The sequence below is a fragment of the Mixta hanseatica genome (assembly GCF_023517775.1).
In the GTDB taxonomy this organism is placed as follows: domain Bacteria; phylum Pseudomonadota; class Gammaproteobacteria; order Enterobacterales; family Enterobacteriaceae; genus Mixta; species Mixta hanseatica.
This window is the reverse complement of sequence record NZ_CP082904.1, coordinates 3044667-3059795: the sequence shown is the minus strand read 5'-3', so window position 1 is coordinate 3059795 and position 15129 is coordinate 3044667. Positions and strand designations below refer to the sequence as shown.

Below are 15129 nucleotides of genomic sequence, written 5' to 3'. Positions count from 1 at the left end.
TTTCCGTATCTGCTACGCCGCTTTCTGCGGCAGGACCCGGCTACATAACGTGGCGGGCGCGGGTCCGATAATGTGTTATTTTCCTGCTTGCAGGCGTTTATCGATAAATAAGGGGGTTTTGCCGCTCTGGGCATGACGTTCGAAAAGAGCAAAAGGCTGGCTGATAACCTCAAACTCCAGCAAAGCGGTTTTCAGCGCCAGGACCAGTTCGCCATCGGTAATGACCCGGTGGCGCACTTCCCCGGCATCACCGTCCGCCAGCAGACGTATGCGATCGCCTCCGCCAGGGGCGTATTCAAGGATCAACTGGACAGGCACCTGCGCCAGTGACGCCAGGCGCTGAGGCTGGATAAACATAGTGCCGATACGCACCAGATTGCCGTGACGCTCCAGCAGTTCAAAACGCGGACTGGCGTTGCCGCAGGCGCAGATCCCTTTTACCCAGCGGCCGGTATCGCCAATGTCATAACGCATAATTTTTTGCCCGTCGCGTGCTTTGGACGTAAACAGCAGGCGTCCTGTCTCTCCGTCGCTAACAGCTTCATCACGATCCAGATCGACAATTTCCAGCCACTGAATATCGGACATCAGGTGAAATATGCCGTCCGGGCTGGCATGGCAGGCATAGCCAAGCGGGCCGGCATCAACCGAACCATAAATCGCCGAGCGAATAGTGGTGACGCCAAAACGTTGAAGATAGGCGCGCAGCTCCGTGCCGATATGCTCCCCGCCCAGCAGCAATTTTTTAACCCCTCCGTAGGCTCTTAGAGTATCCGCTTCGCGCTGGAACAGCTGATAAATCGTAGCTGGCATTCCGATTAGGGTATCGATACCTTGCTGTACAATAAGGCGTGCCACCTCGCCGTAATTACCATCATCCGGCCCGCCCATGGGGTAATTTGTCGCCTTGAGCTTATCGAGCAGGGTAAAAAAGCTCAGCAGGCCGCCGTAAAGGTTGCCGGCATACATCAGATTCATCACTTTATCGCATGCCGGATCGAGCCCGGCGGCGAAGAGCCCGTCCGCGGCGGCCTGCATTTGACGATGGTAGTCGCGCCAGGTAAACCCAGCCAGCTTCGGGTCGCCGCTGCTGCCGCCGCTGCGAAAGAACAGTTGAGCGCACGGCTGTAGCGAATCCCGCAGAAATTGCTGTTTACCCATTATCGGCGTGTTCTCAGGTATTGCCGGGGCAGCTGGCAGCAGGTCGAGTGTCGCCTGGCGCGGCAGCATATCGACAGCCAGCGTAACCGATACGCGTTTAGCTAGCCGGCTTAGCGCATATACGCCATCGTGCGGCTCGCCGGCGTAGCCGTCATGCATATTTTGCACCGGCGTAATGCGGTTCACGCCCGCGCTGATGATTAACTGGCTTAGCGGCGCCATATCCTGCGGCGTGGTTGCCAGACCGCAGGTTTGCAGCTGGGCGCGCCACGGCCGCAACGCCTGAAGAAGCTGCTGGCGGGGCAACGGGCGCAGCAGTACCGTACGGAAAAGCGGAGAGGGTTCTATTGCTGTCTCATGCTGCCAGATGATACGCCAGCCGTTGCCGATCCACAGGCTGTTTTCGGCAGTGGCAAAGGCGCGATCCAGACGGGTAAAAGCCGTGTAGCTGGTAATATCTGCCGCCTCCCGTTCACTGGGCGTCAGGGCGGGCCATTGCGGGTGGCGGCGTTCAAATGCCTGCGCCAGCCGCTGGCCTGTAGTTTGCAAGATAGCGGGATCATCGCTGTCGATAAAAATAAGCTGCGGGCTGGAGCAGGCCTGCTGATCGAAGCGGCAGACTTCATCAACGGCGGCATCAAAGATAGCGTCATCCAGCGCATCGGGGACAAGGTAAGCGAAACTGATTTTATGACCCCAGGTTATCCAGCGGCATCCGTTGGGCAGCATTTGACGAATGGCGGTAAGAGCCGTATCGCTTCCCCAGGCCGACACGCCATCCGCCAGGGCGATCAGCTGGGGCAGCTGTTCGGCGCTAACCGGTAATACCGCGATAAAGTTGGCCAGCTCGCCTCTGTCATCGCCTTTGAGAAATGCCTGTAGCAGCTGAGCCGTTAATCCCCGATCGCTGGAGCTTGGGCGCAACCAGTTAACGTTACCGACCAGCAGGCTTTCCAGCAGGGCGAAGAAAGGCAACAGGGGCGCATTGGCCGGGGTAATATGCACCACTACGCCGAGGGCTCGCCAGCTTTCAAAATGGGGAAGATGATAGTCGATGCGCCGTAAAGAAAAAGGATTGTCGCCCAGTTCCCGCTCCAGCTTGTTGCGCAGCGCCGTCGGCTGGCAAAAGGTTATTATTTCCTGGCGCAGTGACGCATCCAACTGCGGAATAAAGGCGCTTTCCTGCAGACGCTGAATAAACGTCTCCGCGCAGGCGATAACGGCTTCAGCATGGCAGGCGTAATCTTGCGGGTTATCCAACCGTTTATTCAGTAGGGCTATCGTCTGCTCAGGCGTGAGATTGGCATAGGTTTTCCCCTGGATAAGATACATATTACTTGCGCTCCTTAATCAGTTCAGACGCCGCCAGCGCACAGCTGCGCGCCTTGTGCGTGCTGGCACGTCCCAGCAGTTCGAACCAGTCGGTCTTAATGCCGCATCCGCAGGTTTCGCCTGCATGCAGTACCGCTAAATCACTCATTACAATGCTGTGGGCCGGGCTGGATGTAATATAAGGGGAAACAAACTGAATAAAGCCGCGTTGACCATAAGCCTGCACGGCGAACGTCGCGGTATCGCGAATGTAAGCTCTGGCATAAATCGGCAAATGGAAGTGATGATGCGGGCATTCGATATAGGGCACACAGTGCTCAACGGCGCCATAGCCATCCCGACAGCGACTATCCGGGATACCCAGCTGTTGCTGCAAACGGGCATAGAGCTGGCTTTTGGGGATCTCGCGATCGGCATAGGTTTTCCAGCCGCCGCCAAAGAAAACCAGCGAGTCGGGATGAAGTTTCAGCGTGGGCAGGTTCATATCACGCATACGTTCCAGCACAAACCACATAAAGGCGGGGAAACCGAATATCCGGACCGGAGCGCCTTCTTGCGCAAACTCTTGTAAAGCGCGAATCACGCCAAAGGGATCGAACTCATTATCTTTCCCGTTGTAACGTAACGCATAGACCGAACGTTTGATTGGCGCATATTTACAGAGAAACTGATCGGTATAAGCGGTGCCCAGCGTGATGCTGTCGGCCGGTTCATAACTCAATAGCAGATAATTGCAGGGGGCTTGCGGCGTCTCTGTAGTGGTCAACTAAAACTGGCCACCGATTTAGAGTTTTTCCAGTATCGCTTTTCCGATTCGTTTGGGGGCAACCCACCGTTATAATCATGCGGCCTTAGCGAGCTGTAATACCCGACGATATAGTCTGTGATCGCATGAGCAGCTTCGCTAAAGTTTATATAACCTGTCACTGGCACCCACTCGTTTTTCAGACTCCGGAAGAAGCGTTCCATCGGGCTGTTGTCCCAACAGTTTCCACGTCGGCTCATACTTTGCCTGATCCGGCAACGCCACAGTAGTTGCCGGAACTGCCTGCTTGTATAGTGGCTACCCTGGTCACTGTGGAACATCACTCCGGCTGGTTTACCGCGAGCTTCCCACGCCATTTCCAGCGCTTTGATGGTCAGCTTGCTGTCCGGTGAGAATGACATTGCCCAACCTACCGGTTTCCTTGCGAACAGATCGAGAACAACAGCAAGGTAAGCCCAACGCTTGCCTGTCCAGATATACGTCACATCGCCGCACCACACCTGATTCGGTTCTGTCACTGCGAACTGTCGCTCAAGGCGATTCGGGATAACGATGTGTTCAGGACCACCACGTTTATATCGGTGGGTAGGCTGCTGACAACTCACCAGACCCAGTTCTTTCATGAGCCTTCCGGCAAGCCAGCGTCCCATTTTGAAGCCTCTCAGGGTTGCCATAATCGCGATACTTCTTGCGCCAGCAGAACCATGGCTGATGTTATGCAGCTCCAGAACCTGACTGCGTAACACAGCTCGCCTGCCGTCTGGCTTTTCGGGGCTTTTTTCCCAGTATTTGTAGCTGCTGCGATGAACCCCGAACACGTGGCAAAGTGTGACCACAGGATACTGCGCTCTGAGTTTCCCGATTAACGAGAACTGTTCAGGGAGTCTGACATCAAGAGCGCGGTAGCCTTTTTTAATATGTCGTTTTCCATTTCAATGCGTTGTAGCTTTTTCTTCAGCTCACGTATTTCAATCTGTTCCGGGGTTACAGGGGAAGCTTTAGGTATTTTGCCCTGTCGTTCATCCCGCAACTGCTTTACCCATCGCGTCATGGTAGAAAGACCCACATCCATAGCACTGGCCGCAGCTGCAACGGTGTAGTTCTGATCAAGGACCAGTTGAGCGGATTCGCGTTTAAACTCTGCGCTGAAATTTCTTTTTTTCATTGAGGCACCTGTAATGTTCTGAGGTGAGCATATCACCTCTGTTCAGGTGGCCAAATTCAGTAAACCACTACACTCCCAGCCATAGTAACGGAAGATATGATCCACCATGCCCTGTGCCGCTCCAATACTACGGCTGTCGTAACGCATACGGCTTTTCTGTCCGGTCGTGCCTGATGAGGTCAGCTCCATACCCTCTTTGCCAGTTTCGCTCAGCAGAAGACGGCGCTTGAAATAGTTGGCGAACAGCGGAGGGAGCTGCGACCAGCATTGAATATTGTCTATCGATTCAGGTTGAATGCCATTATCGCTCAACCATCGGTCATAAAAGGGGGTGTGATTAAGATGGTGTAAGGTAATTTCACGCATTGCGGCATCAAATAATCGATCCGTCTCAGCGTTACGCAGATAAGGATGATCGAGCGCGCATAGCGCATCAACATTGGCGAGACTGGCCATAATACTTATTCCTCCCTGGAATGATTAATCGGCGCCTGGATTAAATTGATACGCCGCTTTCGCCCGCCGGGGTGGCGCGGGATAACATATAAAGCACTGGCCATAGGGCGGTAATCGCGCAGATCGCGGCGGAGATGCTAAAAGCAGTCAGGCTTTCTCCCGCGCCAAGTGCCGTGAGCGCGGCGCTACCTAAACCGTATATCGCAACTGAAATCATGCCGAGCATAGCGGATACGCAACCTTTGCCGCTCTCGCTTGAATAGAGCGTCAGGCGATAGAGCGTGGCGTTGCCGATACCAAGGCCAAAGGCGTAAACGGCCAGCCCGCCGATCAAAGCCAGAATATGAGCGGTAATAGAGGTAAATATCAGCCCCAGCACCATCCCGGCCAGCATCGGCAGCAGTGAAATACGCAGCAATTGCTCAATGCTGAAGTGCTTTATCAGTGTATTCAGCGCGAAATTGCCGAAAATAAGCGCGCCAAAGACCGGCAACTGCCACAAGGCATAGGCATAGGTGCTCAGGCCAAGGTTGTGCATAAGCAGTAACGGCGAGAGGGCTATCCAGGAAAGCAGCGGAAGCCCGGTTAAACCAAGAGCGAGACAGCCGGCAATAAAGCGTTGGTTGCGCAGTAAATTAAGATAATCATTGCGCAGATCCTGCAGCCGGAGCGGCGTAGGGGCGATCGTGCCGCCTTCTCTACGGGGCACGTCGACCGTTTCCGGCATCAGCCAGTACAAACCGAGCCATACCAGCATGCTTAGCAGAGCAATAGTAATAAACATTGCGCGCCACTCCATCACCGACAACAGTACGCTGCCCACCAGCGGGCCAAGCAGAGGAGAGAGCAGGGCGATATTGCCGACAATGGCGAGCAGGCGCACCGCATCCGCCTCGCTAAAGCTCTCCTGTAGGGCGGGATAGCTGACGACAACCACAAAACCCAGACCGATGCCCTGGAAAAAGCGCAGCAGGGTAAACAGATTTACCTCCTTTATCCAGAGCGTGGCAAGGCAGGTAAGAGCAAAGAGGGCGCAGCCCGTTAATAATAAGGGCCGCCGGCCGAAGCGATCGGATAAAGGGCCAATCAGCCACTGGAAGGCGACACCACCCAGCAAATAGGCGTTAAGCGAAAATGGAACATAGCGCGGGTCGGCATTCAGCTCGGTAATAATATCAAGCATGCCGGGCATAATAAAATCACTGCCGACATAAGTAAGCAGTTCGAATAAAGAGAGCAGCAGGCAAAATAATATTGCACGCCGTGGCGAGATAAAAAGCAGAGAGGCAGGCATGCTGAAACCCATCCTGAGTTAACGGTTTACTTTATATTTCAGCCAATTGGAGGGTTTTGCCCAGAGGAAGTCAATTGTATTTGAGTTAATTAAAACGTATTAATATAAATTGAAAGTCTTAAGCGTTAAAAAGGGAAAATAAAATACCAATAGTACTATCAGGGATAGCGTTCAAAGAAAAAACGGGGCATTTATCAAAGCCAAAGGGAGGCGCTAAAAACCAGGCCACAGGCAGGATATAAAAAAACCGCCTCTGGCTCAGCAGTGCCCAGGCTTTAAGCCCAAAGCGCTAACATCAGCCGTCGAGGCGGTTTTTATCATTAGCTCCCCCGACCAGCAGGGGAGCAGATCATTATTTTTTAATACGAATAACCGGCGTTTCGCCAACGGTCACCTGACCGGTCAGCTTAGTCAGCTCTTTGATCTCGTCCATATTTGAGATCACTACCGGCGTCAGGGTAGATTTCGCTTTCTCTTCCAGCAGCGGCAGATCAAACTCGATCACGACGTCGCCTTTCTTCACTTTCTGGCCTTCTTCCGCGATGCGTTTAAAGCCTTCGCCTTTCAGCTCCACGGTATCGATACCGAAGTGAACGAACAGCTCAATGCCGCTATCTGATTCGATAGAGAATGCATGGTTGGTTTCGAAAATTTTGCCGATAGTGCCATCAACCGGAGCAACCATTTTGTTGCCTGCTGGTTTGATAGCGATGCCATCGCCAACGATTTTCTCCGCAAATACTACGTCTGGCACGTCTTCGATATTTACGATCTCACCAGACAGCGGGGCGACGATCTCAATGGTGCCAGATGCGCTTTCTGTTTTATCGCCAAAAAGTTTGGATAAAAAACCCATGATCTTCTCCTAAGCAGTAATGTTGGGCCAGCGTATCGCGGAATCAGCAGAGTGTTTTTTCTTTAATGAACTTGTTGACCAGGTTCATCAACTCTTCCGCGGTCGGTTGAGCCAGAGCCTGCTCTGCTAATGCCTTCGCATCTTCGAAGTTCGTGTTGCGAATGATCTTCTTGATGCGCGGGATAGAAATGGCACTCATGCTGAATTCATCCAGCCCCATTCCCAATAACAGTAGTGTAGCACGTTCATCACCAGCCAGCTCACCACACATGCCGGTCCACTTGCCTTCGGCATGGGAAGCATCGATAACCTGCTTGATCAGACCGAGAACCGACGGTGTCATTGGGTTATAAAGGTGTGAAATCAGTTCGTTACCGCGATCGACAGCCAGAGTATACTGCGTTAGGTCGTTTGTCCCAATACTAAAGAAGTCGACCTCTTTCGCCAGGTGACGGGCGATAACCGCTGAGGCGGGGGTTTCCACCATAATGCCGACTTCGATCGTTTCGTCGAAAGCTTTGCCTTCTTCACGTAGCTGGGCTTTTAACATCTCCAGCTCCGCTTTCAGGAAGCGCACTTCTTCCACGGAAATGATCATCGGGAACATGATGCGCAGCTTGCCGAACGCGGAAGCGCGCAGGATGGCACGCAGCTGCGCATGCAGAATTTCTTTGCGATCCATAGCAATACGGATAGCACGCCAGCCCAGGAACGGGTTCTCTTCTTTCGGCAGGTTCATATAGGGCAGATCTTTATCGCCGCCGATATCCATAGTACGGACGATTACCGCCTGGGAACCCATGGCTTCAGCCACGGCTTTGTAAGCCTGGAACTGCTCTTCTTCGGTCGGCAGCGCATCGCGATCCATAAACAGGAACTCGGTACGGTAAAGGCCAACGCACTCCGCGCCGTTACGCTCCGCGCCCGGAATATCACGGACGGTGCCGATATTGGCGCCGACTTCAACCTGATGTCCGTCCAGCGTAATCGCCGGCAGATCTTTCAGCTTGGCGAGTTCATTTTTCTCGCTCAGATATTGGTGCTGTACTGCTTTCAGCTCTTCGATGACTTCAGCAGTCGGGTTAACATAAACTTTATTGTTAACGCCATCCAGAATCACATAATCATCGTTCTTAACGCGACTGGTGACGTCACCGGTGCCGACAATGGCAGGCAGCTCAAGCGAACGCGCCATAATAGACGTATGTGAAGTACGACCGCCAAGATCGGTAATGAAGCCCAGCACTTTTTTCAGATTCAGCTGTGCGGTTTCGGAAGGCGTCAGATCTTTTGCGACCAGAATGACTTCGTCTTTAATCGCGCTCAGGTCGACGATGTGCAGACCAAGGATATTCTGCAGCAGACGCTTACCAATATCACGTACGTCGGCAGCACGCTCTTTCAGATATTCGTCATCCAGTTCTTCCAGCGCTTTGGCTTGACCTTCGATGACGCTGTGGGTCGCGGCATCGGCCGAGGCCAATTCGTCTTTAATCAGGCTGATAATTTCCTGTTCCAGCTCTTCGTCTTCCAGCAACATAATGTGGCCTTCGAAGATCGCTTCTTTTTCTTCGCCGAAAGTTTCGCCAGCTTTAATTTTAATGGCTTCGAGCTGGGCAGCTGCTTTACCACGACCTTCAAGAAAGCGAGCCACTTCCTGATCAACCTGATCGGCAGAAATTTTCTTCCGGTTGATAACGATTTCATCTTCCTTCAGCAAAAGTGCTTTGCCGAAAGCGATACCCGGTGATGCTAAAATGCCTGAAATCATAACCCTACCTTTATTATAACGATGCCTACCAGGCGAAACGAGGTGCCAGGATCCTGCGGAACCGTACTTTACGGATGCAACAACGCGGACATAATGTCCGCGATCAATATGTTTGCACTCAGTTGCCTGATGAAACGGTTTTTCGGCGGCTGGACGATTACTCGAGTTCAGCCATCAATTTAACCAGATGCTCAACAGCCTGCTGTTCATCTTCACCTTCGGCAGACAGCGTCACCACGGTACCCTGAGTCAGGCCCAGAGTTTGCAGCTTGAACAGGCTTTTCGCACTGGCGGATTTACCATTGGAAGTCACAGTGATTTCTGAGGCAAAGGCTTTTGCTTCTTTAACGAACTGAGCAGCCGGACGAGTATGCAGGCCATTAGGTGCGGTGATGGTAACTTCTTGCTGGAACATTATGTTTCCCCAACTTAATTAGGTTTGGTGTTTTGTCTCTAAAGTCTAGCCTGGCGGCGAAACTTTAGCCTGTGTAGGTCGCGCTGGTTCGAGTACGGAACTCACCAAAAAATGCGCAATTAAGGTATGAGAGCGGACGGGGCAAAAAAACAGGGGTTTTCGCTTCGCTGCTCTACTCCTCATTATGCCGCGTGTTGCGCTATTCCGCCAAATCAGTAAATCGATTCAGCTTGATCCAGTTCAAACCGCGATTAATTTTGCGGTTCGAAATAATTGTCAGCTTAAATACCAGAGCTACCAGAGTGAATCAATGTCAGGGGTGGTAAAAATTTGAAGTGGGCCACAAAAAAGCACCTCGAAAGGCGCTTTTTGCGACAATACAGGCACTCTGGCACTACTATTGCAGTTCTTTTTCGGTAAACAGGTCGGCAAACAGCGCCGTACTCAGATAACGTTCGCCGGAAGAGGGCAGGATAACCACAATATTTTTATTGGCGTACGCTTCATCTTCCTGCAGCTTGAGCGCGGCGGCAACCGCGGCGCCGGAAGAGATACCGGCCAAAATGCCTTCCTCATCCATCAGACGTCGCGCAGTAGAGATCGCCTCTTCGTTAGTAATCGCCACTACCTGATCCACCAGGCTAAGATCCAGGTTACCTGGAATAAAGCCTGCGCCAATGCCCTGAATTTTATGCGGGCCAGGCTTCACTTCCTGTCCTGCCAGCGTCTGGGCGATAACCGGTGAATCGGTCGGCTCGACCGCAACGGCGATCAAATCTTTTTTGCCTTTGGTATTTTTGATGTAGCGCGTAACGCCGGTCAGCGTGCCGCCAGTGCCAACGCCAGAAATAAACACATCGACCTGGCCATCGGTATCTTCCCAGATTTCCGGACCGGTGGTTTTCTCGTGAATTTCTGGGTTAGCCGGGTTGCTGAACTGCTGCAGCATCAAAAACTTATCCGGATTGCCGGCAACGATCTCTTCCGCTTTCGCAATAGCGCCTTTCATGCCTTTTGCGCCTTCGGTTAATACCAGACTGGCGCCCAGCGCTTTCAGGAGTTTACGACGTTCAACCGACATGGTTTCCGGCATGGTCAGCGTCAGCTTATAGCCGCGGGCCGCCGCAACATAGGCCAGAGCGATACCGGTATTTCCGCTGGTGGGCTCTACCAGCTCCACGCCCGGTTTCAGAATTCCGCGCTTTTCAGCGTCCCATATCATATTGGCACCGATACGGCATTTGACGCTAAAACTGGGATTGCGCGACTCAACCTTCGCCAGAATGCGTCCATTGCCGATGCGGTTCAGACGAACCAGCGGCGTATGACCGATTGTCAAAGAGTTGTCTTCATAAATCTTACTCATAGCCTGTCCTTAACTGTATGAATTTCAGGGAACCGTGAAAGCATACCTTTTCCAGTTTCGCAAGGAAGGAAGGAAATAGTATATGTATATGTTTAGCTGAAATAAGCCGTAGCGAAAATGCATAAGGTCGGTGTAACGTCGCTGTCAGCGCGTGCTTACCCGCTGCGCATCCGCGGAGCGAAACTCAGGCATGCCCAACTGCTGACGATAACGATCGACCCACATCGCCGTGGCGCCGCAGACCGCGACCGGCATAATCGCCAGGTTAAGCAGCGGCACCATAGTAAACAGGCTTACCAGCGCACCGAACTGCATATTAGCCGTTTTGTGCTGGCGCAGGGCACCACGCATTTTCTGAAAGCTGACCTTGTGATTATCAAAGGGATAATCGCAGTACTGGATCGCCAGCATCCAGGCGCTGAACAGAAACCACAGCACCGGCGCCACGGTTTGGCCGAAACCGGGAATAAAGTAAAGCAGCAGTAACCCCAACGCGCGCGGCAAATACCAGGCGAGCTTTTGCCATTCACGTTTCATGATGCGTGGAATATCTTTTACCAGCGCCAGCCAGCCGCTGTCTGGCATCGGTTGGCCGGTCAGCCGTCCCTCCAGCTGCTCCGCCAGCAGCCCGCAGAAGGGGGCGGCTATCCAGTTAGCAATAGTGGAAAAAAAGTAGCTGAATACCAGCACAATCGAGAGCACGGTAAGCGGCCAGAGCAGATAGCTTAACCATTGTAACCAGCCAGGCACATGCGACATCAATTGGGGGATCCACTCATTGAGGCGATAAAACAGCCAGATAAAGGCGCCGCCGAGCAGAATAATATTCACCAGCAGTGGAATAATAACGAACCGGCGAATGCCCGGCAGGCGGATCAGTTTCCAGCCCTGAGCAAAGTAGTGAACACCATTATAGGAAGCAGGTTGAACCGGGGCCATCGACAGTTTTTCTCCTCTGTTTGACAGGCCAGGCTATCATAACCTGGCTTTTTTCTGTTACCAGTCGCCTTTTGGCTGAAAAAACAGCAAAAAAGCGGGGTGGCTCTATCTTATTTGTCAGAAAAGCCGGTGCAGACTTGCACTTGTTTAGCGGGACAAATACAGTTAGAGGATAAAGTTTGCCGTGGTGGCAAGGTATTGGAACAACAGAGAATACAATGATGCAGGATTTGCGTCTGATATTAATCGTTGTTGGCGCGATCGCCATAATAGCGTTGCTGCTTCACGGGCTGTGGACCAGCCGTAAAGAGCGCTCATCTGTGTTTCGCGATCGCCCGCACAAGCGTTTGAAACAGGATCAAGAAGATAGCCTGACCGAAGAGGACACCAACGGTGTGGGTGATGTTCGGGTCCGACGTACGCCGGCAAAATCTTCACATAACGAACCTTCTTTTGATGGATTTACTGCAGAAGACGAAGAGCCAGCGCCACGTCCTGCTGCGCGTAAGCCGCAACCGACGCGTTCGTCGGTGCCCGTGGCGCCGCAACCGGAACGCGATCCGCTGTTTGACGGCGCGCCTTCCGACGCGGCCGATCGTGACGCTTTCGAACCGCGACCGTCAGACGAGCGCCAGCCTGCCGCGCCGCGTGCGCCTCAGCCTGTTGAACCGCGTGCGCCGCAGCCGGCGCCAGCGCGCCAACCTGAAGCGCCGTTACAGCAGCCTGCCGATCCGTTACTTGATGATGAACCGCAGTGGCTGGATGATGAGCCGGTTATGACCGCTGAAAGCGATGCGCCGGTTGCGCCCGCAGCGGCGGAGCCTGCCGCGCAGCCGCGTGAAGAGGCGCGTCGCAAAGAGACCGTGCTGGTGCTGCATGTTACCGCTCATGCTGGCGGCGAGCTGAACGGTGAAAGTCTGCTACAGGGTATTCTGCAGGCGGGCTTCCAGTTTGGCGAAATGAATATCTTCCATCGTCATTTAAGCCCGGCGGGAAGCGGCCCGGTGTTATTTAGCCTGGCTAACATGGTGAAGCCGGGGTCCTTCAATCCCGATGCCATGTCAGACTTCAGCACGCCCGGCATTTCTATCTTTATGATGGTGCCGTCTTATGGCGATCCGCATCAAAACTTTAAGTTAATGCTGCAGTCGGCGCAGCGCATCGCTGACGATGTCGGCGGCGTGGTGCTGGACGATGAGCGTCGGATGATGACGCCGCAAAAACTGGAAACCTATAAGGCGCGTATTCGCGACGTTGTCGACGCAAACGCCTGATAGCCGGTTCCCGCTTTGTTCCCTGAACCCCCGCTTGCCGGGGGTTTTCTTTCTCTGATGGTGCGTTATGGAATCCGTACAAGAAAAAATCACCGAGCTGCGAACCACGCTTCGTCATCATGAATATCTCTATCACGTGCTGGATGCGCCGGAAATTCCCGATGCGGAATACGATCGCCTGATGCGCGAACTGCGCGCGCTGGAAGAGCAACATCCTGACTTAATCACGCCTGATTCACCGACTCAGCGCGTGGGCGCCGCGCCGCTAACCGCCTTTGAGCAGGTGCGTCATGAAGTGCCGATGCTGTCGCTGGATAACGTTTTCGACGAGGCGGGTTACCTGGCGTTTAACAAGCGCGTACAGGATCGGCTAAAAAGCAGCGACGATATTACTTTCTGCTGCGAGCTGAAGCTGGATGGTCTGGCCGTCAGCCTGTTGTATGAAGATGGCCTGCTGGTGCGCGCCGCCACGCGTGGGGATGGAACTACCGGCGAAAACATCACGGCTAATGTGCGCACTATCCGCGCCATTCCGCTGCGTCTTAAGGGCGATAACATCCCGGCGCGGCTGGAAGTGCGTGGCGAAGTGTTTATGAACCAGGCCGGATTTGAAAAGCTTAACCAGGAGGCGCGTCGCACCGGCGGTAAAATTTTTGCTAACCCGCGCAATGCGGCGGCGGGGTCGCTGCGTCAGCTTGATCCGCGTATTACCGCTAAGCGTCCGCTGACCTTCTTCTGTTATGGCATCGGTCTGGTGGAAGGCGGAGAGCTGCCGCACAGCCACTGGGAACGTTTGCAGCAGTTTAAAGCCTGGGGCATCCCGGTCAGCGATCGTATTCGTCTTCATCACAGCGCGGAAGAGGTGCTGGACTTCTATCGTCAGGTAGAGCGCGATCGACCACACCTTGGCTTTGATATCGATGGGGTGGTGATCAAGGTGGACTCCCAGGAGCTGCAGGAGCGGCTGGGCTTTGTCGCCCGAGCTCCACGCTGGGCCATCGCCTTTAAATTTCCGGCGCAAGAGCAGCTTACCCGCGTACGTGACGTAGAGTTCCAGGTGGGCCGTACCGGCGCGATTACGCCAGTGGCGCGCCTGGAGCCGGTACAGGTTGCTGGCGTCATGGTCAGCAACGCCACGCTGCATAACGCTGATGAGATCGCGCGCCTTGGCCTGCGTATTGGCGATCGCGTGGTCATCCGCCGCGCGGGCGATGTGATACCGCAGGTGGTCAATGTGGTGGAATCAGAGCGCCCGGACGATACGCGTGAAATTACCTTCCCCAGTCACTGTCCGGTGTGCGGTTCGGATGTCGAGCGCGTTGAAGGCGAGGCGGTAACCCGCTGCACCGGCGGCCTGATTTGCGGCGCGCAGCGTAAAGAGGCGTTGAAACATTTTGTCTCTCGTCGGGCGATGGATGTTGACGGCATGGGCGATAAAATTATCGACCAGCTGGTGGAAAAAGAATACGTCAAGACGCCAGCCGATCTGTTCCGCCTGAGCGCCGGCCTGCTGACCGGTCTGGATCGCATGGGGCCGAAATCGGCGCAAAACGTTGTCGATGCGCTTAATAAGGCGAAGAGCACCACCCTGCCGCGTTTTCTCTATGCGTTAGGCATTCGCGAAGTGGGTGAGGCGACAGCGGTCAATCTGGCGAATCATTTTGGTTCGCTGGAGAAGATTATGGATGCCGATCTGGAGGCGCTAATTGCGGTGCAGGACGTAGGTAAGATCGTCGCCTCGCATGTGCGCAACTTTATGGAAGAAGAGAGTAACCGCGAAGTAATCCGCCAGCTGGTGGAGGATATCGGTATCCACTGGCCGGAAATCACGCAGGTGAATGTTGCAGAGCTGGATAACCCGTTCGCCGGTAAAACCCTGGTGCTGACCGGCTCGCTGAGCATTATGTCCCGTGATGAGGCGAAAGAGCGTTTAACGGCGCTGGGAGCCAAAGTCAGCGGCAGCGTATCGAAGAAGACCGATTTAGTGATCGCCGGCGAAGCCGCGGGTTCTAAGCTGGCGAAGGCGCAGGAACTGGGGATTGAGGTGATTGACGAAGCGGAGATGATTCGTCTGCTGGATAGCCAGAATGGATAAACAGCAGCTGGTCGAGATTGCCAATACCGTGATGCCTTTTGGTAAATATCAGGGGAGGGTATTGATCGACCTGCCTGAGCCTTATCTGCTATGGTTCGCCCGCAAGGGCGAATTCCCGGCGGGTCATCTTGGTGAACTGATGCAGCTAACGCTGGCGATTAAAATTGAAGGGCTGGAAGGGCTGGTGAAACCACTGAAGCGAGCGGGTTGATACGCGCCGTCAACGACGGCGCGTCAGG

13 protein-coding genes are annotated in these 15129 nt (G+C 53.9%); 3 read left to right on the top strand and 10 right to left on the bottom strand.

The window, feature by feature from the left end; translation table 11 throughout:
- Nucleotides 1-75: 75 nt before the first annotated feature.
- The 10 genes from K6958_RS14570 to cysZ form a co-directional block, all read right to left on the bottom strand.
- A complete protein-coding gene (locus K6958_RS14570; protein WP_249891803.1) occupies nt 76-2493 on the bottom strand; it encodes an acyl-CoA reductase in 2418 nt (805 codons plus the stop codon).
- A gap of 1 nt (nt 2494) precedes the next feature.
- Nucleotides 2495-3214, bottom strand: a complete 720-nt coding sequence (locus K6958_RS14565; RefSeq protein ID WP_249891802.1) for a LuxE/PaaK family acyltransferase — start codon at nt 3212-3214, stop codon at nt 2495-2497.
- A 41-nt stretch (nt 3215-3255) separates the two neighbouring features.
- A protein-coding gene (locus K6958_RS14560; protein ID WP_249891801.1) for an IS3 family transposase occupies nt 3256-4424 on the bottom strand; the annotation gives its coding sequence in 2 pieces (ribosomal slippage) (nt 3256-4175 and nt 4175-4424; 1170 coding nt in all).
- Between the two features lie 42 nt (nt 4425-4466).
- Complete coding sequence (locus K6958_RS14555; RefSeq protein WP_249891800.1) at nt 4467-4880, bottom strand: long-chain-fatty-acid--protein ligase; 414 nt, start codon at nt 4878-4880, stop codon at nt 4467-4469.
- A 40-nt stretch (nt 4881-4920) separates the two neighbouring features.
- On the bottom strand, nt 4921-6174 hold the full coding sequence (locus tag K6958_RS14550) for an MFS transporter (protein ID WP_249891799.1): 1254 nt from the start codon (nt 6172-6174) through the stop codon (nt 4921-4923).
- A gap of 352 nt (nt 6175-6526) precedes the next feature.
- Entirely contained in the window at nt 6527-7030 is a 504-nt protein-coding gene (gene crr / locus K6958_RS14545) for a PTS glucose transporter subunit IIA (RefSeq protein ID WP_103061325.1), read from the bottom strand.
- Between the two features lie 43 nt (nt 7031-7073).
- Complete coding sequence (ptsI, locus tag K6958_RS14540; protein ID WP_249891798.1) at nt 7074-8801, bottom strand: phosphoenolpyruvate-protein phosphotransferase PtsI; 1728 nt, start codon at nt 8799-8801, stop codon at nt 7074-7076.
- 157 nt (nt 8802-8958) lie between these two features.
- Nucleotides 8959-9216 carry a phosphocarrier protein Hpr gene (ptsH, locus tag K6958_RS14535; protein WP_038624898.1) on the bottom strand — a complete coding sequence of 86 codons (258 nt, stop codon included), beginning with the start codon at nt 9214-9216 and terminating at the stop codon, nt 8959-8961.
- 397 nt (nt 9217-9613) lie between these two features.
- Nucleotides 9614-10582, bottom strand: a complete 969-nt coding sequence (gene cysK, locus K6958_RS14530) for a cysteine synthase A (protein ID WP_249891797.1) — start codon at nt 10580-10582, stop codon at nt 9614-9616.
- Nucleotides 10583-10726: 144 nt separating this feature from the next.
- Nucleotides 10727-11521 (bottom strand): sulfate transporter CysZ, encoded by a 795-nt coding sequence (gene cysZ, locus K6958_RS14525; protein ID WP_249891796.1) that lies wholly within the window; start codon nt 11519-11521, stop codon nt 10727-10729.
- A 218-nt stretch (nt 11522-11739) separates the two neighbouring features.
- On the opposite strand from cysZ, the gene zipA reads away from it, so the two are divergent.
- From zipA to K6958_RS14510, 3 genes are all read left to right on the top strand, one after another.
- Nucleotides 11740-12795, top strand: coding sequence for a cell division protein ZipA (gene zipA / locus K6958_RS14520; RefSeq protein ID WP_249891795.1), 1056 nt, complete (start codon nt 11740-11742; stop codon nt 12793-12795).
- A 67-nt stretch (nt 12796-12862) separates the two neighbouring features.
- Entirely contained in the window at nt 12863-14890 is a 2028-nt protein-coding gene (ligA, locus tag K6958_RS14515) for an NAD-dependent DNA ligase LigA (protein ID WP_249891794.1), read from the top strand.
- A complete protein-coding gene (locus K6958_RS14510; RefSeq protein ID WP_249891793.1) occupies nt 14883-15101 on the top strand; it encodes a DUF3820 family protein in 219 nt (72 codons plus the stop codon). The genes ligA and K6958_RS14510 overlap by 8 nt, the downstream gene beginning before the upstream one ends.
- Nucleotides 15102-15129 lie beyond the last annotated feature (28 nt).

Excerpts from the sequence above, each read along its gene's own strand:
- K6958_RS14570 (WP_249891803.1), bottom strand. The coding sequence starts at position 2,493 with ATGTATCTTATCCAGGGGAAAACCTATGCCAATCTCACGCCTGAGCAG.
- K6958_RS14555 (WP_249891800.1), bottom strand. The coding sequence starts at position 4,880 with ATGGCCAGTCTCGCCAATGTTGATGCGCTATGCGCGCTCGATCATCCT.
- K6958_RS14550 (WP_249891799.1), bottom strand. The coding sequence starts at position 6,174 with ATGCCTGCCTCTCTGCTTTTTATCTCGCCACGGCGTGCAATATTATTT.
- crr (WP_103061325.1), bottom strand. The coding sequence starts at position 7,030 with ATGGGTTTTTTATCCAAACTTTTTGGCGATAAAACAGAAAGCGCATCT.
- ptsI (WP_249891798.1), bottom strand. The coding sequence starts at position 8,801 with ATGATTTCAGGCATTTTAGCATCACCGGGTATCGCTTTCGGCAAAGCA.
- ptsH (WP_038624898.1), bottom strand. The coding sequence starts at position 9,216 with ATGTTCCAGCAAGAAGTTACCATCACCGCACCTAATGGCCTGCATACT.
- cysK (WP_249891797.1), bottom strand. The coding sequence starts at position 10,582 with ATGAGTAAGATTTATGAAGACAACTCTTTGACAATCGGTCATACGCCG.
- cysZ (WP_249891796.1), bottom strand. The coding sequence starts at position 11,521 with ATGGCCCCGGTTCAACCTGCTTCCTATAATGGTGTTCACTACTTTGCT.
- zipA (WP_249891795.1), top strand. The coding sequence starts at position 11,740 with ATGATGCAGGATTTGCGTCTGATATTAATCGTTGTTGGCGCGATCGCC.
- ligA (WP_249891794.1), top strand. The coding sequence starts at position 12,863 with ATGGAATCCGTACAAGAAAAAATCACCGAGCTGCGAACCACGCTTCGT.
- K6958_RS14510 (WP_249891793.1), top strand. The coding sequence starts at position 14,883 with ATGGATAAACAGCAGCTGGTCGAGATTGCCAATACCGTGATGCCTTTT.